The organism is Terrabacter sp. P5_B1 (assembly GCF_056400505.1).
Genome location: NZ_JBFULD010000041.1, coordinates 1 through 18,024, shown reverse-complemented (window position 1 = coordinate 18,024; position 18,024 = coordinate 1). Strand labels below are relative to the sequence as shown.

At 69.9% G+C, this 18,024-nt stretch carries 21 protein-coding genes, 1 tRNA gene and 1 riboswitch; of the genes, 13 read left to right on the top strand and 9 right to left on the bottom strand.

Annotated elements, in window-relative coordinates:
• A partial coding sequence (locus AC1DP0_RS05190; protein WP_478082797.1) for a hypothetical protein occupies positions 1–378 on the bottom strand: 378 nt, incomplete at its 3' end.
• Between the two features lie 108 nt (positions 379–486).
• On the opposite strand from AC1DP0_RS05190, the gene pdxH reads away from it, so the two are divergent.
• Positions 487–1,203, top strand: a complete 717-nt coding sequence (gene pdxH / locus AC1DP0_RS05185) for a pyridoxamine 5'-phosphate oxidase (protein ID WP_478082796.1) — start codon at positions 487–489, stop codon at positions 1,201–1,203.
• A 243-nt stretch (positions 1,204–1,446) separates the two neighbouring features.
• Here the strand turns inward: pdxH and AC1DP0_RS05180 are convergent, their stop codons facing one another.
• Positions 1,447–2,547, bottom strand: a complete 1,101-nt coding sequence (locus AC1DP0_RS05180) for a hypothetical protein (protein WP_478082795.1) — start codon at positions 2,545–2,547, stop codon at positions 1,447–1,449.
• A gap of 67 nt (positions 2,548–2,614) precedes the next feature.
• Between AC1DP0_RS05180 and AC1DP0_RS05175 the strand changes: the two genes are divergently transcribed.
• From AC1DP0_RS05175 to AC1DP0_RS05160, 4 genes are all read left to right on the top strand, one after another.
• Positions 2,615–3,856 (top strand): MFS transporter, encoded by a 1,242-nt coding sequence (locus AC1DP0_RS05175; RefSeq protein WP_478082794.1) that lies wholly within the window; start codon positions 2,615–2,617, stop codon positions 3,854–3,856.
• A gap of 29 nt (positions 3,857–3,885) precedes the next feature.
• On the top strand, positions 3,886–4,581 hold the full coding sequence (locus AC1DP0_RS05170) for an iron-dependent transcriptional repressor DtxR (protein WP_478082793.1): 696 nt from the start codon (positions 3,886–3,888) through the stop codon (positions 4,579–4,581).
• Positions 4,582–4,785: 204 nt separating this feature from the next.
• Positions 4,786–4,950: riboswitch (cyclic di-AMP (ydaO/yuaA leader) on the top strand.
• A gap of 2 nt (positions 4,951–4,952) precedes the next feature.
• Positions 4,953–5,858, top strand: a complete 906-nt coding sequence (locus AC1DP0_RS05165) for a C40 family peptidase (RefSeq protein ID WP_478082792.1) — start codon at positions 4,953–4,955, stop codon at positions 5,856–5,858.
• A gap of 99 nt (positions 5,859–5,957) precedes the next feature.
• On the top strand, positions 5,958–6,638 hold the full coding sequence (locus AC1DP0_RS05160; protein ID WP_478082791.1) for a DsbA family oxidoreductase: 681 nt from the start codon (positions 5,958–5,960) through the stop codon (positions 6,636–6,638).
• A gap of 20 nt (positions 6,639–6,658) precedes the next feature.
• Here AC1DP0_RS05160 and AC1DP0_RS05155 read toward each other — a convergent pair whose 3' ends face one another.
• The 4 genes from AC1DP0_RS05155 to AC1DP0_RS05140 all read right to left on the bottom strand — a co-directional run bounded on the left by AC1DP0_RS05155 (position 6,659) and on the right by AC1DP0_RS05140 (position 8,563).
• Entirely contained in the window at positions 6,659–7,009 is a 351-nt protein-coding gene (locus tag AC1DP0_RS05155) for a carboxymuconolactone decarboxylase (protein ID WP_478082790.1), read from the bottom strand.
• Positions 7,010–7,102: 93 nt separating this feature from the next.
• Complete coding sequence (locus AC1DP0_RS05150; protein ID WP_478082789.1) at positions 7,103–7,498, bottom strand: SHOCT domain-containing protein; 396 nt, start codon at positions 7,496–7,498, stop codon at positions 7,103–7,105.
• Between the two features lie 463 nt (positions 7,499–7,961).
• Entirely contained in the window at positions 7,962–8,342 is a 381-nt protein-coding gene (locus AC1DP0_RS05145; RefSeq protein ID WP_478082788.1) for a hypothetical protein, read from the bottom strand.
• Between the two features lie 145 nt (positions 8,343–8,487).
• Positions 8,488–8,563 (bottom strand) — tRNA-Arg (locus tag AC1DP0_RS05140).
• A gap of 424 nt (positions 8,564–8,987) precedes the next feature.
• Here AC1DP0_RS05140 and AC1DP0_RS05135 point away from each other — a divergent pair.
• The 7 genes from AC1DP0_RS05135 to AC1DP0_RS05105 all read left to right on the top strand — a co-directional run bounded on the left by AC1DP0_RS05135 (position 8,988) and on the right by AC1DP0_RS05105 (position 13,582).
• Complete coding sequence (locus AC1DP0_RS05135) at positions 8,988–9,638, top strand: IS110 family transposase (protein ID WP_478082787.1); 651 nt, start codon at positions 8,988–8,990, stop codon at positions 9,636–9,638.
• Positions 9,575–10,063 (top strand): transposase, encoded by a 489-nt coding sequence (locus AC1DP0_RS05130; RefSeq protein ID WP_478082786.1) that lies wholly within the window; start codon positions 9,575–9,577, stop codon positions 10,061–10,063. Before AC1DP0_RS05135 ends, AC1DP0_RS05130 begins: the two co-directional genes overlap by 64 nt.
• 291 nt (positions 10,064–10,354) lie before the next feature.
• Positions 10,355–11,029: a hypothetical protein gene (locus tag AC1DP0_RS05125; protein WP_478082785.1), complete on the top strand. Its 675-nt coding sequence runs from the start codon at positions 10,355–10,357 to the stop codon at positions 11,027–11,029.
• 110 nt (positions 11,030–11,139) lie between these two features.
• Entirely contained in the window at positions 11,140–11,547 is a 408-nt protein-coding gene (locus tag AC1DP0_RS05120) for a MarR family winged helix-turn-helix transcriptional regulator (RefSeq protein ID WP_478082784.1), read from the top strand.
• Positions 11,548–11,608: 61 nt separating this feature from the next.
• A complete protein-coding gene (locus tag AC1DP0_RS05115) occupies positions 11,609–11,806 on the top strand; it encodes a hypothetical protein (RefSeq protein WP_478082783.1) in 198 nt (65 codons plus the stop codon).
• Positions 11,807–12,402: 596 nt separating this feature from the next.
• Positions 12,403–12,753, top strand: a complete 351-nt coding sequence (locus tag AC1DP0_RS05110) for a hypothetical protein (protein ID WP_478082782.1) — start codon at positions 12,403–12,405, stop codon at positions 12,751–12,753.
• A 541-nt stretch (positions 12,754–13,294) separates the two neighbouring features.
• Positions 13,295–13,582 (top strand): hypothetical protein, encoded by a 288-nt coding sequence (locus AC1DP0_RS05105; RefSeq protein ID WP_478082781.1) that lies wholly within the window; start codon positions 13,295–13,297, stop codon positions 13,580–13,582.
• A 361-nt stretch (positions 13,583–13,943) separates the two neighbouring features.
• On the opposite strand, the gene AC1DP0_RS05100 is transcribed toward AC1DP0_RS05105, so the two are convergent.
• On the bottom strand, positions 13,944–14,933 hold the full coding sequence (locus AC1DP0_RS05100; protein ID WP_478082780.1) for an aldo/keto reductase: 990 nt from the start codon (positions 14,931–14,933) through the stop codon (positions 13,944–13,946).
• A 149-nt stretch (positions 14,934–15,082) separates the two neighbouring features.
• Here AC1DP0_RS05100 and AC1DP0_RS05095 point away from each other — a divergent pair, with 149 nt between their 5' ends.
• On the top strand, positions 15,083–16,003 hold the full coding sequence (locus tag AC1DP0_RS05095; RefSeq protein WP_478082779.1) for a helix-turn-helix transcriptional regulator: 921 nt from the start codon (positions 15,083–15,085) through the stop codon (positions 16,001–16,003).
• Positions 16,004–16,244: 241 nt separating this feature from the next.
• Here AC1DP0_RS05095 and AC1DP0_RS05090 read toward each other — a convergent pair whose 3' ends face one another.
• Together AC1DP0_RS05090 and AC1DP0_RS05085 are read right to left on the bottom strand one after the other, a co-directional pair.
• Positions 16,245–17,582, bottom strand: coding sequence for a PAS domain-containing protein (locus AC1DP0_RS05090; protein ID WP_478082778.1), 1,338 nt, complete (start codon positions 17,580–17,582; stop codon positions 16,245–16,247).
• Positions 17,583–17,842: 260 nt separating this feature from the next.
• On the bottom strand, positions 17,843–18,024 hold a 182-nt coding region (locus tag AC1DP0_RS05085; RefSeq protein WP_478082777.1), incomplete at its 5' end, for a hypothetical protein.

Genomic DNA, 18,024 nt, shown 5'->3' with positions numbered 1-18,024 from the left:
ACGCAGGGCCGCGGCGGCGGCATCCCTGGCCCGGGCGGTCGCCTTGACCTTGTCTTCCGGCCGGATCCGCTTCGTCAGGTCGGCGCGCTCGACGAGGGTGGTCACCAGCATGTCGGTCGCCGGGTGCACACCGACCGCCTCGTCGCCGCTGAAGACGATCCAGTGGGCCGCATCGCCCTTGTAGACCTTGAGGATGCTGCCGTCGGCGAGGGACCTCGCGTGAGCCATCGCCTGCCGGCGGGCGCGTTCGCTCGAGATCGCCTTGTCGGCGGCCTCCTTGGCCGGCGCGCGCAGCGCCTGGGTTGCCACCCAGATCTGGGGGCCGTACTTGATGCCGAGCTTGACGCCCTGGGTGACGAGCTTGCCCTTGCCTGCCATGGTGATGACTCCTCAGCGCCCCGGGCGCGCCGGGACTGTCGCCGGGACCGCGCGCGCCGTGGCCTGACGTCCGCGCGGACCTTCTCGGGCCAACCCTAGTCTGGGGGCATGGACAGCTCTTCTCGCGACTCCGCCCCCGGGGGCGCCGCTGCCGTGCGTCGCGTCGACTACTCCGGCGACGGTCTCGTCGAGTCCGACGTCGCGGCCTCGCCCTACCTGCAGACCCGGTCCTGGGTCGATGCCGCCGTCGCGGCGGCCGAGGTCCGCGACGACGTGCCCGAGCCCGCGGCGCTCTCGGTCGCCACGGTGGACGCGACCGGGACACCGGACGTGCGCACCGTCCTGATGCGCTTCCTCGACGCGCGTGGACCCGGTTTCGTCACCAACCTCGGCTCGGCCAAGAGCCAGCACCTGCAGGCCAACCCGAGGGTCGCGGCATCGCTCACCTGGCCGGCCCTCTACCGCGCGATCCGCTTCCGCGGCACCGCCGAGCTCATCGGCCGCGACGAGGTCGAGTCCTACTTCGACTCCCGGCCCTATGGGTCGAGGCTCTCCGCATGGGCGTCGGACCAGTCGCGCCTCGCCGCCGACCGGCACGAGCTGGAGCGCCGGTGGCAGGAGGTTCTCGAGCGCTTCCCCGACAACGGTGGCGACCATGACGTCCCGGTGCCCGACTTCTGGGGCGGTTGGCGCATCGTGTGCGACGAGGTCGAGTTCTGGGCCGGACGGCGCAACCGGCTCCACGACCGCATCGTCTTCCGCCRCACCGGTGACGGCGACCTCGCCGACGCGGGGTCGTGGACGAGGTTCCGGCTCCAGCCCTGACGGGGAGCCACGACCCGACACCTCGAGACAAGGAACAGGGCAGCCCGACGAGTCGGACTGCCCTGCTTCATCCCTGGGTGTGGATGGGGACGCGGCTATCGCGTGGCCACCTCACACGCTCCGGAAGAAATCACTTCTCGGATCACCTCCCTTCGGTTTCGATGTCACGACCGTACGTCGGGTCCGAACCGGGCGGCAAGATCTTTATGGGCAGAGCATGCGCCAGGCCGTCCCGCGGCGCCCTCACGCGCCCAACCTCGGGATCCGGCGCGACCGCGGCCAGGAGGGGGCGGACGAGAAGGGCAGGACGCCCGACTCCGAGGCTGTTTCACCCTCGTCCTCCGCCGGCCGGGACGCGGACAGGCTCGCGCCGCCGACGAGCATCGCCAGCAGCACCGGCAGCTCGAGGTAGGCCGCGTAGCTCGAGAGGGCGGCATACACCGTCCGACCCTGGGCGAAGTCGAGCCCGAAGAGCACGGCGAAGAGCGCAGCCGCGACGAAGCCGGCGGCCCAGAGCCGCGGGCCCGTCGCCCACGGCAGGCGCGCCTCGAAGGCGGCGGACGCGTCGGGAGCCACCCGCGGCATGAGGGCCACCCAGACGACGTAGGTCATCGTCTGCAGGAAGGCGAACACGGTGAGCAGCCGCAGGCCGACGACCGTCGCGGCCGTGCCGGGCAGGGCGCTGGAGGTCAGGACGGAATGACCGTCGCCGACGACGCTGCGCACCATCCCGGGGTCTGCGGTCAGCGACCCGTCCAGCAGCCCGGTCAGGATCAGGGCCGGGATGGCGACGACCCAGAGCAGCTGCACCGCCCGGAACGCCCGACGTCCCCGGCGCGACGTGATGCGCCGGGACCACTCCCACAGGAAGAAGAGGGGAACGACGTGGTGGAGGTGGGCCAGCACGACGACGTGATGGGCCGGGAAGGTCAGCGACGCGGCGGCCGCGGCACCGATGACCAACCAGGCCGCCACCAGACGGCGGCCGACCAGCACGTGGTGGGCGGCGGCCAGGAGGACGGCATACCCCAGGACGATCTCCGCGAGGACGGCCGGCCGTCCGACGACGCCGACGAGGAGGCGGCAGATCACGACGCCCGTGGCCAGCGCGACGAGCAGATCGAGGAAGGGGCGGCCCAGGACACCCCCGAACCGCCCGACGACGTAGCGGATCTCGAGGAGGTTGTGCAGGACCCCGAAGAGGATGAGCCCGATGACGGCCGTGGCCATTGGCGCCCCGAGCGCGGCCGCCAGGGACAGGGCGACCGACCCGAGCATGACGAGCGTGATCGAGAGCGAGCGCGTCACCGAGCTCGCTCCGTTCGCCACCTCGCCCTCGGCCACCCGCCCATGTTTTCGTCGGCCCGTCGGACCGGCCACCGGAGAAACCCAATCGTTAGGGTCCTGTGGCGTGACCGAGATTCGCGAAGAGGGCGCGCGGGGGCGCAGCGGCAGCCTGCGCGCGATCGCGCTGTCGGCATACGGCCCCACCCTCCTCGGGTCGACGGGCGCGGGGGCGGTCTCGCCGATCATCGCCGTGTCGGCGCGCGATCTCGGCGCCTCGGTCGGGGTCGCCGCGCTCCTCGTCGCGATGATGGGTGTGGGTCAGCTGCTCGGCGACCTGCCCTCGGGCGCGCTCGCCGCGCGCATCGGTGAGCGCCGCGCGCTGCTCGTCGCCGCCGTGATCGAGGCGGCCGGCATGCTCGTCTCGGCGCTCGCGGGCGGTCTGGTCATGCTCTTCGTCGGCGTCCTCGTCATCGGCCTCGCGGGTTCCCTCTTCGGGCTGGCTCGGCAGGCCTACCTCACCGAGGCCGTGCCGGTCGCGATGCGCGCGCGGGCACTGTCGACCCTCGGCGGGGTGCACCGCATCGGCTACTTCGTCGGACCGTTCATCGGCTCGCTCGTCATCGTTCGCTGGGGCACGGAGTCGGCGTATGCCGTCGGCGGCGTCGCGAGCATCGCCGCCTTCGTCCTCGTCCTCCTCGCGCCCGACATCACCGGATCGGCGCACCGTCTGGCCGGCGGCGGGCCCCCGCGGAGCGTCGCCTCCGTGCTCCTGCAGCACCGGCACGTCCTGCTGACACTGGGCACCGGAGCCATGTGCGTGGCCGGGGCGCGTGCCATCCGCGAGGCCCTCGTCCCGCTGTGGGCCGAGTCCGTCGGCTTCTCCCCGGCGCAGACGTCGCTCGTCTTCGGCGTGGCGGGTGCCATCGACATGGCGCTCTTCTACCCGTCGGGGTGGCTCATGGACCGGCACGGCCGCGTGGCCGCTGCCGTGCCGAGCATGCTCGTGCTCGGTCTCGGCATGGCCCTGATGCCGCTGGCGACGAGCCTCGTGGCCGTGACGGCGGCCGCCACCGTCCTCGGGATCGGCAACGGTCTCGGAGCAGGCCTCATCATGACCCTCGGCGCGGACGCGTCCCCCGCGGACGGGCGATCCCAGTTCCTCGGCGGCTGGCGCCTCTGCGCCGACCTGGGAAGGGCCGCGGGCCCGCTGGCGTTGTCAGGCCTGAGCGCCATCATGTCCCTCGGCGCCTCCGCGGTGGTGCTCGGAGTGAGCGCGGTCGTCGGGGCCGGCTGGCTGCGCCTCTGGGTGCCACGGCACGACCCCACCCGGTCTCGCGACCGCGGCCCGGCGACGAGCGGTCCGTGAGCGCTCCCCGACTCTGAGAAGGTAAGACCGTGACGGACCTGATCGACACCACCGAGATGTACCTGCGCACCATCTTCGAGCTCGAGGAGGAGGGCATCGTGCCCCTGCGTGCGCGCATCGCGGAGCGTCTCGGCCACTCGGGCCCCACCGTGTCGCAGACGGTGGCCCGCATGGAGCGCGACGGGCTCGTCGCCGTCTCGGGCGACCGTCACCTCGAGCTGTCCGACCACGGCCGGCTGCTCGCCACCCGCGTCATGCGCAAGCACCGGCTCGCCGAGCGCCTGCTCGTCGACGTCATCGGCCTCGAGTGGGAGTACGCCCACGACGAGGCCTGCCGGTGGGAGCACGTCATGTCCGAGAAGGTCGAGCGCAAGATCCTCGGTCTCATCGGCGAGGGCCTCGAGTCGCCCTACGGCAACCCCATCCCGGGTCTCGACGAGCTGGGGGTGCGCCAGGATGCGGACTTCCTCACCGGTCTGAGCACCCTGGCCGCCGCTGTCGGCGACGCCCCGGCGGTCGTGACGATCCGTCGCATCGGCGAGCCCGTGCAGGTCGACCCGGAGGCGCTCGCCCTGCTGACGAGCGCCGGGGTGGTGCCCGGTGCCCGGGTCGAGGTCGTGCGCGACGGTGCCCGCGTCGTCGCCGTCCGTGAGGGCAGCGAGCCGTCCACGGGCGTCTCCCTGCCCTACACCGTCGCCGTCCACGTCTTCTGCCAAGCCGCCTGACGAGGCGAGTCGGCAGGGTTTGCCCCCTTTTATGAATTCGTTATGTGTTGTTTTGCCAGATCTTGTCCCGGTCGTTGAAAATTCTTGACTTCCGCTTGGCATCAGGGTGACAAGGCCCACCGACTTGGGTACGGTTGGCGGACTTGCTCTCCCGTCGAGCGAGTGCCCCGGGTCGAACCGCCTAGTCCTGCCATCGACCAAGAGGCTCGGTACGAACCGCATGGCAGGAGCGGGGGAACCACTTTCTCCGGGCGTCGAGAGACGCCCTTGGGGTGAAGCCCTCCGTGGACCGAATTCGGTCCGAGCGAAGGCCGGGCAGTACCTCCAGCCCGAACCCGACAGCTCACCTCGCAGGCGTCGAGAGGTCAACCGTGGCTCAGAACGTTCCCGGGCGCCATCGCGCCCCCGGTCGATTCAACGCGATCGCAGAGCTCAAGACGATCGCCAAGGAGTCTGCTCAGCCCGCCGTGAAGGGTGTCGCGATCGTTGCGGCCACGGGTGGCCTCGTCGCCTCGTTCGCCGGCACGGCGAACGCCGCTGACGGCACGAGCAGCGTCACAGCGCCCGCAGCCGTGGGCCCGCAGGTCGGCTCGCCCGTTGCCGGCAACGCGCTGTCCTCGATCGGCTACGCCGCGCCCGCCCTCAAGCAGGCCCAGGTCAAGCCGATCGTGATCGAGGACATCCAGGTCAAGACCCAGCGCGCCGCGCAGCAGGCCGCGCAGCAGAAGGCGGCCGCGGAGCTGGCAGCCCGGAAGGCTGCGAAGAAGGCTGCAAAGCAGGCTGCAGCGGACCAGGCTGCCGCCGCGCAGGCCGCCGCCGCTCGTCAGGCCACCACGCAGCGCGCCTCGCGTTCCACCTCGGCCCAGCGCCCTGCGCTCAACGCCGCGCCGGCCGCTGCGCCCGCTCCGGCTCCGGCTCCGGCTCCTGCTCCGGTTCGGGCCCCGCGGGCCAGCGGCATCGTCGGCATCGCGCAGTCGTTCTTCGGTGTGCCGTACGTCTACGGCGGCACCACCCCCTYCGGCTTCGACTGCTCCGGCTTCACCTCCTACGTCTACCGGCAGGCCGGCATCTCCATCCCGCGCACGGCTTCCGCCCAGCAGGCGGCGGCCACGCGGGTCAGCAGCCCCAGCCCCGGCGACCTGGTGTTCTTCGGCTGGCCCGCCTACCACGTGGGCATCTACGTCAGCCCCGGCCGCTTGATCGACGCCCAGCGCACGGGCACGACGATCGGCAACCACTCGATCTGGACCACGCCCTCGGGCTACGGCCGCTTCTGAGCGAGACCCTCTCACGCCGCATACGTGATGCCCCCACCGACGTCGGTGGGGGCATCACGCATCTCCCGGCCTGGTGGGCGCCCGTGGTTGACTGAGTCGATGACCGACCAGCCTGCTGCCGAGTCCACGACCCTCATCGAGCTCGACCTCTGGGGCGACCTCACCTGCCCGTACTCCTGGATCGCCAAGCGCCGCGTCGAGGCTGCCGTCGCCGCCTTCGAACGGCCGCACGACGTCAGCATGCGCCTGCGCTCCTTCGAGCTGCACCCTGACGTGCCCGTGGGCGGCCACGTGCCAGTGGACGAGCACCTGTCGATCCAGCACGGGGACGCGGGCGCCGGCCGACTCCTCAATGCCCAGGCCAGTGAGGTCGCCCAGGCCGACGACCTCGTCTTCGACTGGGACCGCGCCGTGCGCGCCAACACCTTCGACGCGCATCGGCTGTGCGCCCTCGCCGGTGAGATGGGTGGCCCGGCACTGCGGTCGGCCGCCGTCGAGCGCTTCTACTCCGCCCACTTCACCGAGGGCTTCGCCATCGACGACCACGAGGTCCTGCAGCGTCTTGCGGCCGAGTGCGGTCTCGACGAGCGTCGTGTCTCCGCGGTCCTCGCCTCCGACACGTACGCCGAGCACGTGCGGGCCGACGAGGAGCAGGCGCGGTCCATGGGAGTCACGTCGACACCGTTCGTCGTCGCCAACGGGTATGCCGCGGTGTCGGGCGCCAAGCCCGTCGATGACTACCTCGCCCTCCTGCGCGGGGTCGCCACGCAAACGGTCTGACGCTCGACGGGGGCCGGCGGTCAGGTCCCGTCTGCGGCGCCCCCTGCCTGCGCCTCGGCCTCCATCTCCGCCTGGACGGCCGTGGCGATCATGAGGCCGAGGGCCGCGGTGATGTTCTGGGCCGCGGACATGGACTTGGGTCCGCCGATGATGGGCGCCACGGCGACGAGCACGCTCTGGGCGTCCTCCAGGGTCAGCTCGGTGTCTGCGGCGGCCGCGATGTTGAGCACGTAGGAGCTTTCCGGTGCATCGACGGCCGCCAGGGCAGCCAGGCGTACGAGCATGAGTACCTCGGGGCTGAGGTTCACCCGTGCGACGGAGGCGGCTGTCATGTCCGCGATGGTGTCGATCAGGGGCGTGTCTTCTGGCATGGTGCATTCCTCTCGGCGGCGCAGCCGCTTCGTGATGTCGGGTTGTGGGTCGTTGTCGGTCGTTGCCCGGTGCGGGCGGCTCGGCCCACGGCGTCAGGCGAGGGCCTTCGCCTTGAGGCCGTCGAACTCCGACTGGGTGATGGTTCCCGAGTCGAGCAGGGCCTTGGCGTCGGCGATCTGCGAGGCAGGATTGGGGCTCGTCCCCGCGACCTGCTGGATGTAGTCGGCCTGGGCGGCCTGCCGCTCAGCCATGGCGGACATCTGCCGCTTCGTCATGCTCCGGCCGCGGACGATCAGGTAGATGAGGGCGCCGAGCCAGGGCAGGAAGATCAGGACGATGGACCAGCCGGCCTTGGCCCAGCCGCTGAGCTCGGAGTCGCTGAAGAGGTCGAAGATGCAGCGGAACCACACCATGATGGCGGCGATCCAGATGAAGAACCAGAAACTCCAGAGGAGGACCTCCCCGAAGCTGTTGGTCATGGAGTCCATGCGTTGCTCCCTAGGCTCGTGTCCCTCGGGCGGCCGTCTGTCGCGGGAGCGCAGGTGCGACGCCGAGGGAGGTGATGTGTGGCCTGACGGTCAGGCCCACGACTCCAGACTCGTTCGCCGCAAGGGGGGACGCATCGCCCGTCTCGGGTGAGATGTGCGCCGTCGTCCGGAACTGTGCGGGACCGAGGAAGACGTGGAAGGACCAGTCGACGTCCGTGGAGGACGGCGCGGGCGCGGTCGACCTGCGCGAGGACGGGTGTCCGCGAGGGCGCACCGCCAGGGTGGGAGCGCGGATGCTCGGGCTGCCCTGTGGGCCCAGCCCGGAGTCCCCACGATCTGGCCGGGGGAGCGGGTCGGTCCCGACTGCCGTGGCTGACGGATCACCCTCAGCGGATGATGCCCCGCCTGCTCCCAGCGGTCCGGGGTCCCGCCTCATCGTGTTGACGGACCGCCGGCTGCCCCGTCATCTGAAGTAGGCGAGGCCACCCGCTGCTGCGACACGGTTGGCGCTGTCGAATCCGACCGAGACCCGAMTCGGATCGGGCGGGCCGACCGTGGCGAACTCGGCCTGAACTGCCTCACGCATCTCCTCGAGCCATTCGCGCAAGCTCGGGGCGAGCTCGTTCTGGATGCCCACCAGCTGTCCCGGGACAGGGAAGTACCACTCAGGCAGATCCTCGTCGGGGGCACCCGCGAGGAGGATCCAGACGACGAGATTCTCGCTCCCGAGCTCAACGGCGCCGTACCAGAACACCGACTCGACGTGCACCCCGTTCCGGACCGATCCCTCGAGGAGCGCGCGGGCCGCCCTGACTGCGTCGTCCGCTGCCTGCTGGGGTTGCATGTGCCGGACTGTATCCCGCCCACGGAGCGCACCGAGCCGACGGCAGAGCAGTCGGGCGCGCTGGTGACGACGAGGGGTCGGCGCGGGATGGGTCCCGGCGTCAGGGTGAGCGAGCGCCGGCGCGCCTTTGAACCGCGCAGGAGGGTGGTGCCCCCGGCAAGATTCGAACTTGCGACACCCGCTTTAGGAGAGCGGTGCTCTATCCCCTGAGCTACGAGGGCGGGGCATGGCTGGAACCCTCGCTGGAAACCTCGCTGCAAGGGTCGCTGTAACCCTCGTTGTAACGAGGCCCCGTCGGGCCGGCCAACGGGGACAGGCTACTGGACCCGGGCGGCGGTCTCGCGCATGGCTGCCGCTAGCCACACGGCACGCACCATCCGCGGCATGATCGGGCGAGCGTAGCCGCCCTCAACGCGGCTACTTGTTTCATTGACGTAGGACCGGTGCCTGCGCAGGCTCTGGTCTAGGTGCCCGGGCTCGTCGCTCGCAAACGCGGCTGCCCACGCCTTAGTCGTGTGGCTCTCACATGGGTTGCGCCGCCCGGGCACCGCCGGGCAGGAGAGGCTCAAGAAGGGATTGCTCTGCTCGAAGTAGCGGTGCCCTCCACGCCCAACCAGTCATCGGTTTCGGGCGAGGGAGGTTCACATGCAAGAGCAGGTTCCGCGGGTCGTGATCGGCATGGACCCACACAAACGCAGCGTCACGATCGAGGTCATGACGGCCGACGAGACCGTCGTCGGCGGTGGCCGGTTCGACACGAGCGTCGAGGGCTACGCAGAGATGCTCGAACACGTCGCGGCGTGGCCGGAACGGGTGTGGGCGATCGAGGGTTGTGAGGGGATCGGCCGGCACATCGCGCACCGGCTGATCGCCGACGGGCAGGACGTGGTCGACGTGCCGGCGAAGCTGTCCGCACGAGCGCGGGTGTTCGCGACCGGTCAGGGCCGCAAGACCGACGCGACCGACGCGCACTCCGTCGCCCTCGTCGGTACGAGGATGGCAGGGCTGCGCCCGGTCGTGTCAGACGCGCAGCTCGAGGTGCTGCAGCTGCTGGTCGACCGTCGCCGCTCGATCGGCGACGAGCACACCGCAAGATCAGCCAGCTGCATCGGATCCTGTTGGAAATGCTGCCTGGTGGCGCGAAGAAGTACCTCTCCGCAGCCCAAGCGCGGGCTCTGCTGGCCACCGTCCGCCCACGCGACGACGTCGGCAAGACCCGCAAGCGGGTGGCGATGGAGCTGGTGGTCGACCTCGAGCGGATCTATGCCCGGAAGAAGGCCGCGGACAAGGAGCTGAAGGAGCTCGTCGCGGCGACCGGCACCTCGCTGCTCGGGTTGCACGGTGTCGGCCCGTCGGGTGCGGCGCGGCTGCTCGTCGAGGTCGGGGACCTGTCCCGTTTCCCGGACCGCAACCACTTTGCCTCCTGGACTGGGACCGCCCCGATCGACGCGTCGTCCGGCGACCACGTCCGTCACCGGCTCTCTCGTGGCGGGAACCGCCAGATCAACCGGGTGCTGCACATCATGGCCACGGTCCAGCTGCGGACCCCGACCGAGGGGCCGCGCCTACTTCGACCGGAAAAAGGCCGACGGCAAGAGCTCGATGGAAGCGATGCGCTGCCTCAAACGGCGGCTGTCCGACCTGGTCTTCCGCACCATGCTCGGCGACTACGTCGCCGGCCGGATCACCACAGTGACGGGCCCGGGAGGGCACCGGGGTAACGACTTTGACTCCAGCGTGACCGGCTCACAACCCCACACCGGCTCTTCGGACAAGCCACTTCCCGGACCCGTCACCACCCAGCGTAGAACGCCACCTGCCGACCGCGTCTTGACACAGAAGGGAGCCATGTCCGGACGTTGCCCAGCCGCCCTGGCTCGCCCCGCCCGACGTCGCTCGCTCGGAGCAATCGAGGAACATTCTTGACACCGACTACTGCGAAAGCGCAGTATCGAGGTATTGCGAAATCGCAGCAGTCGTCCGTTCGGACGTCCTCGACAGAAGGAACCGCCATGACCACCGCTGACATCCATCAGGCTGCGCAGTCGCGAGCCCACACTGTTCCCGCGGGTCACCGCCTCGTCTGGATGCTCGCGGGTGCGGCGGTTCGACTCGCGCGGTGGCGCCTGTGGCTCCTGACAGCAACCGCCTTCGGAGTGTTCGCGGGCGTGTTCTTCGCCTCGTCGGCTCCGTTCGCCATTCCCCACGTCGAGGCTGTGTGTCGTCAAGCACCTCCGGATGTGCGGTTCACCTCGAGCGCCGCAGACGTGCTCGGCTTCCTGACCGGATGCGGGGCGGCCGGCCGCGAGGCGTACCGATTCCTTCAGGTGGCCGACCTGCTCTACCCGACCGTGTTCGGGATGTTCATGGCGACGTCGATGGCGCTCGTCCTCGTTCGACTCGCTCCCGGGCGCCACGCCCTTCTCGCGCTTGCCGTGCTGCCCCTCCTCGGAAGCGCCTTCGACTACCTCGAGAACGCGTGCGCCTGGCTGGCCCTGGCGGCGTTCCCCGGACAGGCCCCCACGAGCTCCCTGCTGGGTCTGGCCTCTGCTGCCAAGAACCTCACCTTCTGGACCTCAGGAGCCGTGCTGCTCGGCGCGCTGGCCCTGCTCGCGATCGCCTGGGCCCGCCGACAGGCGCGCCCAGCAGGCGGCGGCGACTCCCGCGCCTCAGGCGCGAGCCACTGATGCCACGGGCCGAAAGGGGCTCGGCGTCCCAGACCAGGACGGAGCCACCCGCCCCTACGACCACACGCCCGGATTCCGGCCTCGCCAATGTCCTGTTCGACGTCTGGCTCGTGTCGCGGGCCGCGACCGCCATCATCGACGACGCGGTGCGGGCATCCGGGGTCGACGCCGACGAGTTCGCGATCTACTCCGTCCTGGCCTCCACGCCGGGCATGACCCCTACCGAGCTCGCCCACTGGATGGCCGCGCCGGCGACGACGGTGTCGAGCTACGTCAGGCGATTCGAACGCCGCGGCCACGTGCGCAAGATCCCGAACCCGAACGACCGCCGCTCCTACCGAGTGCAGCTGACGGCAGCCGGCCGCCGAGTCCACCAAGCCGCCGGGGAACTGTTCAGGCCAACCCTCCAGGAGGTGACCAGCCGCCTAGGCCCTGGCGTGTCCGACACCCACCGCCGGCTGCAGACGCTCCACCAGACACTTACATCCATCAACGACGATCAGCCACCCGGCCAGTGACGCGGCCAGGACGCACTCTCCTCCGCAGGTCACAAACCGCGACTACGGACCAAGGATGATCGTGCTGACGTTTCCCATCCTCACCGAGCGACTGGAGCTGACCCCGCTCACGCAGGCGGACCGGGACGCGTTCGTTGCTTATCGTCGCATCCCGGCGGTGGCACGCTGGCAGAGCTGGAACCCGGACTACGCCGACGCAGACGCGGTCGACCTCATCTCCGCCCAACCCGGCTCCATCGAGTCCACATCCGGGCGGTGACTGCAGATCGCCGTTCGGCGCCTGCGCTGGATGCCCGAACAGGCCGTGCACCTGATCGAGAACCAACTGGGTCGCGGCGCCGTGGCGGCAGTCCTCGCCGGCTCCGACCCGTCTTCAGCGCAGCCTTCGGCGCGCACCTGGTCCGTCAGCTGAGGGCACTGCAGGGCCAGGTGGACGCGGACATCCGCGGGGACACCGACGCGGAGGCTATGGCCGGGCTGGCGTTCGGCGCCTACCTCGGCGAACTGCTACGGCACGGCCAGCCCCGGAACGGCTGGGCGGACGGTGTGGTCGGCGTGTTGTTGCAGGGGACTGAGCCAACCCCGAGCTGAGCTCGTGAACTGGCGGCAGGTGCTGGTCACGGGGCCGTCCATTCGACTGCGACCGTCGACGCTGAAGGGCTGGGAGGGCCGGGGGGCGGCGGATCCAGCGATTTCTGCGCGCGCAAAGCCTGCATTCTGGCGTGAATCAACTGCTTCAACGTTCGTTGCCCGGGGACCGGGAGGCCTCACGCCTGGCGGCATGTCCGGTAAGCGGCTCACGCTTCGAGCGAGTGGTGTCGTGTCGAGTCAGACGGGGTCATGGAGAATGCCCGGGTGATCTTCGCAAGAGGCAAGACGATCTGGAGCAGCTGGGCGCTGGCGCTCGCGTCCTGCGCGGTGGGATGCGTTCTTGTCGCCGTGATTGCCTGGTCCTTTCCCGGACCGCCGATCGGGCCGATCGCCCTGGCTGTGGCGCTGGTTCTGATCGTCACTGCTAGCCGGCTGTACGTCAGGATCGAGTCGGACGGGCTGTCGGTTCCCCGTGGTCTGGGCCGCGCAACGATCCGTCGAACCGACCTGATTGGGCTCTCTATTGCGAGTGAGTCGCGGCTTGGCCCGACGGCCAGCATGTCCACGCTGACTGCACACATGGCCGACGGGTCACAGCGCCGATCTGGCTGCTGATGTCGTTCAATGCGCTGCCCGGTGGGCCTGGCTTCGCTGCGGAAGACTGCCGACCGTCTCGCACGGAGCCTGGAGGTCCCGCTGACCTGAGGCCGGGATCCGGGGCGAGCGTGCTGCGGGACGCCTCAGTGTCAGCACTGGCGTCGACACGGACGTCGTGCAGTGTCCATTTGGGCGTGCTTGGCCGCGTGGAAGGACTCACTCACCACACCGTTGTCCCAGGACACCGGTTGTGTCGGCGGCGGGATTACGAGAGGTGTCGGACCCTCCGGTCACATTTGAGCACGAGGTGCCAGAAACGGAACCGCGTACCGCAGCGCCATCACCGGCCGGTACGTCACCGGAGGTACCGCGCAGCGCAATCCCAACACCACGGTCACCCAGAACGGCTGACAAGAGCTGACGAAAGGGGGTCGCTCGTTTGCAGAGCGACCCCCTTTCGATCCGGTCAGGCGCGTGGGCCTCGACCCCCTACCCCCAGGGTGACGCGACCTGTCCCAATCGCCTGACATGCGCACCGCGGACGGTGAGGATGTGCCTTATGCGTCAGATCCTCGTGTTCCTGATGTTCCTGTTCCTCGCGCCCAAGGCGGCGCCGATCTACGTCGCCGGCCTCGTCGTGCTCTGGCTGATCCAGCGTGCCCGCCAGCCGAAGCAGTGGAAGCCGACCAAGGAGCAGGAGGCTGAGTTCCGCCGCGACCTCGCCGCGCACGAGGAGCGCTTGATGCGCCAGGGCCCGACGATCATCGTCCCGGCCGCCAGCTTCTACGCCGACCTCGAGGCGATCCGCCCCCTTGAGGACCACGGCGGCGCTGACGCCGCTCGGTAGCGCGCTCCGAGCCGGGCCTGCTCGAGAGACACGGCCCTGCGGGCGATGAACTCGATGCTCGCAGTTCAACCGACCTCAGGGCGGCAATAGCGGACGTCTGCGCCGGCCCGGGTTTCATGCCCAGGGTGCGCTGCAGGCCAGCTCCCACTGGCGTTGATTGGCCTCGATGAACTGGGGTGTCCGGAGCCAGTGCTCACCATGCCCTCGGCGCACATGTGCGCCCACGGCTGCTTGCCCGCTTGGTGCTCGGGTCAAATACCCCTCCAGGTCATCTCGCCGGCCAGCACCGCCTTGAGCACCATCCCCTTGGTAGTGGGGGTACGGGTGCGAAACCCTGGGCATGTCGTGGAGCGGGCGCGTGTCAGTAGTCGATGGACGCCATGTTGACGTCGTCGTGCCGTGCTCCTGCCGCGGGCTCCAGCGCTTCGAGGCGCGCGATCTGGTCGGTGGTGAGCGCGATCGCGTCGGCGGCTGTGTTCTCCTCCACACGGGCGATGCGGCGGGTGCCGGGGATAGGCGCGATGTCGGTGCCGCGCGTGAGGATCCATGCGAGCGCGGTCTGCGCCGGGGTGGCGCCGATCTCGGCGCCGATGGCGGTGACCTCGTCGACTAGCGCGAGATTGCGCTGGAAGTTCTTGCCGACGAACCGCGGGTTGGTCTTGCGCCAGTCATCGTCGGCGAAGTCGTCCACGGTGCGGATCTGGCCGGTGAGGAGGCCGTGGCCGAGCGGCGAGTAGGGCACGAAGCCGATGCCCAACTCGCGCAGCAGAGGCAGGATCTCCGMCTCGACGTCGCGGGTCCAGAGCGAGTACTCGGTCTGGAGCGCCGACACAGGCTGCACGGCGTGGGCGCGTCGGATGGTCTCGGGCGAGGCCTCCGACAGGCCGAAGTGCAGCACCTTGCCCTCGGCGATCAGGTCGGCGACAGCCTGGGCGGTCTCCTCGATCGGCGTCGACCGGTCCACCCGATGCTGGTAGTACAGGTCGATGTGGTCGGTGCCGAGGCGCCGCAGCGAGCCCTCGACCGCGGCCTTGACGCTCGCGGCGCTGCTGTCGACCGTGCCGGGCCGGGGGTCGGTGCCGGGGTGGTGGGAGACAAGGCCGAACTTCGTTGCGAGCACGACCTGGTCGCGGCGGCCGGCGATGGCGCGTCCTACGAGCTCTTCGCTGAGGAAGGGTCCGTAGATCTCGGCGGTGTCGATGTGCGTGACGCCGAGATCGAGGGCTCGGTGGATGGTGCGGGTCGACTCGTCGTGGTCGAGCGCACCCTCCGACGTGTAGGTGCCGGCCATGGTCATGGCACCGAGGCCGATGCGGGAGACCACGAGGCCTCCGAGGTGTGCGGTCTGCATGAGTGCTCCTGTGGGTGGATCGGGTGGGCGACGCGGATGTGGTCCCTCCAGCCAGAGAAGCAGCAGACGCGAAGCCGTGGCAGTCCCTGTCGTGGGGGCCACTGAGAGGGACCCCCAACCCGGGCTTTGGCTCTCCTACAGTTGATGACGTGACCGCACCGGACCCGCGCCCCCGAGACGCCGTCAGGGCTGAGATCCGGGAGTTCCTCAGCACCCGTCGAGCCAGAATCACGCCCGAGCAGGCCGGCCTGCCGACCTACGGCGACGGCCGCCGCCGGGTGCCCGGGCTTCGACGGGAGGAGGCCGCCCTGCTGGTCGGAGTCTCCCCGCAGTACTACATCCGCCTCGAGCGAGGCGATGCCACCGGCGTGTCCGACAGTGTCATCGACGGGATCGCCCAGGCTTTGCGCCTCGACGACGCCGAACGGGCGCATCTGCTCGATCTCCTCCGTACCGCGGGCATGCCAGCACGCGCGGTGAAACGGCGACCACCGGCGCCCACCCGGGTCCGCCCCACCATCCAACGTCTCCTCGAGGCGATGCCGACCGTGCCGGCAGTCGTGCTCAACGGGCGCCTCGATGTGCTCGGGGCCAGCGCCCTGGGCCGGGCCCTGTTCTCGCCCTGGTACGACACCGACCAGCCCGTGAACAACGCCCGCCAGGTCTTCCTCGACCCGCACGCGACCTCCCTGTTCCGCGACTGGGAGACCGTCGCGAACGACACCGTCGCCCTCTTGCGTGCCGAAGCCGGCCGCAGCCCCTACGACCGCGGGCTCTCCGACCTGATCGGTGAGCTGTCCACCCGCAGCGAGGACTTCCGGCTCCGCTGGGCCGCCCACGACGTCCGCATTCACACCACGGGCGTCAAGAAGCTGCACCACCCAATCGTTGGCGACCTCGAGCTGCCCTTCGAGTCACTGCCACTCGAGCCCGGAGCCAGCACCAGCCTGGTCACCTACCTCCCCGAGCCCGGCACCCCAACCCACGACGCGCTAGCCCTCCTCGCCAGCTGGGCCGCCAGCGAGCCGCTCCCGCCTCACGGCGCACCGGCCGACCATCGGCGACCCTGAACCAGTATTGGCCGCCGCCAAACGTCCCAATCGCGGCAGCACCGCCACTGCCACGCGGTCGCACGCCAGCGACCCCGGGCGGCGGCTCGCGGAGGCACCTGCGCTCGGCGGCATGTCCGGACGTTTGGGGCCAGCGCTTCCGGCCGACGAGGGCCCGGCAGAAGTCTCACGCGGGACAGGCTGTGCCCGCAGTAACGTCGCGCCGGGCCACAGCGTCCCGGCGTTCGTGGCGGGTGGGACGCTAGGAGAGCTGAGTCAACCCGTCCAGGGCCATCTGCAGGTACGTCCGGGGCTCCTCGAGGCGAGCCTGCGTGTCGCCGCCGTCCCGCGCTGCCGCGTCGAGAAGCAGCGCTGCGGCAAAAAGCTCCTGAAGGATGGATTCGTGAAGGCGGTCCTCGATGGCCCGCCGCTCCTGCAAGGCTGCGTACGCCGACCGGGCCGCAATGAGCTCCTCGCCAGCCTTGATGGCGTCGGTGATGTCGCAGGCGTACGCGAAGGCGCCGACCACCTCACCGTCCGCGATTCGCGGCACGTAGCGGACGTGGAAGTGGTACTCCTGCCCGTCCGGGCTGATCTGCCGACGGTGGAACGACTGGGTCATGCCGCGCAGTACGTCCTCGGCGTACAGTTCGTGCGCCCGGAGGAAGTCCTCGCTGACTATCTGCTCCAGGCGCCGGCCCGTCGCTCTCGTGTGACCCCACTTGGCCAAAACCTCCTCAGCGGCCCGGTTGGCGTAGCGAAGCGATCGTGTTCGGTCCCATACGCTGACGGCGACGGGCAGCTGATCCAGCAGCGCGAAGATTTCCGCCTCGAGACCCGCTGCTCGCTGAACGAAGCTCGGTTGGTGGCACGCCCGCGACGACGATGCGGACAACGGCCTCCCGTCCGAATCTTGTGGACCGACTAACAGGGGAGAGGTCGACACGGTGCTCGGCGGCGTGTTCGACACCGTGCCGATCCCCGAGGCCGCGGGCGACGCCTGGGCGCCCGCGCGGAGCCGGCGGGTGCAGCTGCGCAGCTCCTCAGCCAGCCCACGAAGATGGACCTCCGGCTCAACACCGGGGCTTGGCGCCTGCAGCTGGTCCAATGTCCGGCGGAGCCGGGCCAGCACCTCGGTGCCGGCGGCCACCATGAGCCGGTGCCGCTCGGTGAGCCGGGCAACCTGGAGGCTGTCTCGGAAGATCTCGGCTTGTGTGCTCAGCTCCTCGGTGATGTCGACCAGCACGATCGCGACGCCGGTGACAACCTCGCCGATGCAGACCGGGGTGTAGGTGGTGCGGTACTGCCGCAGCTCGCCCTCGCCGTCGAACAGCGCTCGTTCCTGCTCGGAACCCTCCCCCTCCAGAGCGTTCAAGAACCGGGAGCGCATCAGCCTCGCGGCATGGGTCCCGAGAACTTCCGCCAGCGGAACTCCCCGCAGTCCCTCGGTCGAACGCCCGAACGCCGCCGCCGCCGCCGCATTCGCGAAGACGCAGCGTTGGTCGCGGTCCCAGAACGAGACCAGTTCAGGGAGGCTGTCCAGGGCCGTCACCAAGCCGGAGCCGTCCAGCCCATCGAACGAACCCACCGGCTCCTGCATGACGCCTCCAGTGCGCTTGACGCCGTCCCTCGCTGCGGCCCACGTCCGACCTTCGAGACCCAAACCGATCTTGGCATGATCCGAACCCGGAGAGCGGCCCTTCAGAAGTAGCTCACGGCGGAGGTGCGCGAGGGGCCAAATCGGCTCATTCGCTGCGCCAGCTGTCGCGTGACCGCGGGCAGACCGGCACGAGCGCTCGGCGGCATGTCCGGACGTTGCAGCGATGGTGAGACCAGATGGCGCCCGTCCGATCTTCAGCGCTAGCAGTGGGCGGYGCTCAGCACGTCGGCCTCGGTACCGCGCCGAAGCGTGTCGTGTGAGTCGGCGTAGAGGAACTGCGAGATCGAGAGCGAGTTGACCTGACTCATCGTGAAGTCGATCCCGGAGGCGCCGTCCTCGGGGTCCCTTTGCACGTAGAGCGACATCGCATCCTCTGGTGCGA

Excerpts from the sequence above, each read along its gene's own strand:
- AC1DP0_RS05125 (WP_478082785.1), top strand. The coding sequence starts at position 10,355 with ATGACCACCGCTGACATCCATCAGGCTGCGCAGTCGCGAGCCCACACT.
- AC1DP0_RS05155 (WP_478082790.1), bottom strand. The coding sequence starts at position 7,009 with ATGCCAGAAGACACGCCCCTGATCGACACCATCGCGGACATGACAGCC.
- AC1DP0_RS05105 (WP_478082781.1), top strand. The coding sequence starts at position 13,295 with ATGCGTCAGATCCTCGTGTTCCTGATGTTCCTGTTCCTCGCGCCCAAG.
- AC1DP0_RS05090 (WP_478082778.1), bottom strand. The coding sequence starts at position 17,582 with ATGCAGGAGCCGGTGGGTTCGTTCGATGGGCTGGACGGCTCCGGCTTG.
- AC1DP0_RS05150 (WP_478082789.1), bottom strand. The coding sequence starts at position 7,498 with ATGGACTCCATGACCAACAGCTTCGGGGAGGTCCTCCTCTGGAGTTTC.
- AC1DP0_RS05160 (WP_478082791.1), top strand. The coding sequence starts at position 5,958 with ATGACCGACCAGCCTGCTGCCGAGTCCACGACCCTCATCGAGCTCGAC.
- AC1DP0_RS05135 (WP_478082787.1), top strand. The coding sequence starts at position 8,988 with ATGCAAGAGCAGGTTCCGCGGGTCGTGATCGGCATGGACCCACACAAA.
- AC1DP0_RS05130 (WP_478082786.1), top strand. The coding sequence starts at position 9,575 with ATGGAGCTGGTGGTCGACCTCGAGCGGATCTATGCCCGGAAGAAGGCC.